Source organism: Salipiger sp. 1_MG-2023 (genome assembly GCF_030547555.1).
Classification (GTDB): domain Bacteria; phylum Pseudomonadota; class Alphaproteobacteria; order Rhodobacterales; family Rhodobacteraceae; genus Salipiger.
Genome location: NZ_JAUOQN010000150.1, coordinates 1 through 1,699, shown reverse-complemented (window position 1 = coordinate 1,699; position 1,699 = coordinate 1). Strand labels below are relative to the sequence as shown.

Below are 1,699 nucleotides of genomic sequence, written 5' to 3'. Positions count from 1 at the left end.
TCCACATCGTTCATCAGCGTCACGTAGCAATAGATGCCCTGACCCTTGACCGGGTGCGGGTAGCCGACCACCGCCGCTTCGGCGACCTTGGCGTGGGCGACCAGCGCCGATTCCACCTCGGCGGTGCCCATCCGGTGCCCGCTGACGTTGATCACGTCATCGACCCGGCCGGTGATCCAGTAATCGCCATCGGCGTCGGCGCGGCAGCCGTCGCCCGAGAAGTAATAGCCCTTGTATTGCTGGAAATAGGTCTGCTCGAAGCGCTCGTGATCGCCCCAGACCGTGCGCATCTGGCCCGGCCAGCTGTCGGCGATGGCCAGCACGCCTTCGGTCGGGCGGGCCTCGATGATCTCGCCGCTGGTGGGTTCCAGCACCACCGGCTTGATGCCGAAGAACGGCTTCATCGCCGCGCCGGGCTTGGTGGCATGGGCGCCGGGCAGCGGGGTCATCAGGTGGCCGCCGGTTTCGGTCTGCCACCAGGTGTCGACGATCGGGCAGCGCCCGCCGCCGATCTTGTCATTATACCAGTTCCACGCCTCGGGGTTGATCGGCTCGCCGACGGTGCCGAGCAGCTTGAGGCTGGACAGATCGCAGCCTTCGACAAAGCTGTCGCCCTGGCCCATCAGCGCGCGCAGGGCGGTGGGGGCGGTGTAGAACTGGTTGACCTTGTGCTTTTCACAAACCTGCCAAAAGCGGGACGCATCGGGCCAGGTCGGCACGCCTTCGAACATCAGCGTGGTGGCGCCGTTGGCGAGCGGACCATAGACGATATAGCTGTGCCCGGTGACCCAGCCGACATCGGCGGTACACCAGTAGATGTCGCCCTCATGGTAGTCGAACACCATTTCTTGTGTCATCGCGGCGTAAAGCAGGTAGCCAGCAGAGCTGTGCACCACGCCCTTGGGTTTGCCGGTCGAGCCCGAGGTATAAAGAATGAACAGCGGATCCTCGGCGTTCATCGGCCGCGGCGGGCAATCGGGGGCGGCGTGCTCCATCAGGTAGTTGAGATCGACATCGCGACCCTGAATCCAGCTGGTCTGATCGCCGGTGTGCTTTACCACGAGGCAGCGCACCTTGTCGCTGCAGTGCAGCAGGGCGGCATCGGCGTTGGATTTCAGCGCGGTGCGCCGCCCGCCGCGCGGGGCGGTGTCGGCGGTGATGACGATCTTGGCGCCGCAATCATTGATGCGGTTGGCCAGCGCGTCGGGGGAAAAGCCCGCAAAGACAATGGAATGGATGGCGCCGATCCGCGCGCAGGCGAGCATGGCATAGGCCGCCTCGGGGATCATCGGCAGGTAGATGACAACGCGATCGCCGCGCATGACACCCTGGCTCAGCAGGACGTTGGCCATGCGGTTCACCTTGTCGTAAAGCTGGGCATAGGTGATGTGCTGGGCCGGGTCTTCGGGGTTGTCCGGCTCGAAGATGATGGCGGTCTGGTTGGCGCGGGCCGGCAGGTGGCGGTCGACGCAATTATAGGCGACGTTGAGCACGCCATCCTCGAACCACTTGATGCTGACCTTGCCGAAATCGAAGCAGGTGTCCTTGATCCGGGTCGGGCGCGCCATCCAGTCGAGCCGCTGCGCCTGCTCGCCCCAGAACCCGTCCGGATCGCTGAGCGAACGCGCATACATCTCATCATACTGCGCCGCGCCGACATGCGCCTTGGCCGCAAACTCGGGCGTCGGGGCGTAGGTGG

The 1,699-nt window shown here is 64.9% G+C and carries 1 protein-coding gene; it reads right to left on the bottom strand.

Annotation, left to right across the window (positions count from 1 at the left end):
* Positions 1-1,699: acetate--CoA ligase (acs, locus tag Q4543_RS24290; RefSeq protein WP_303442708.1), on the bottom strand; the 1,699-nt coding region annotated here is incomplete at both ends.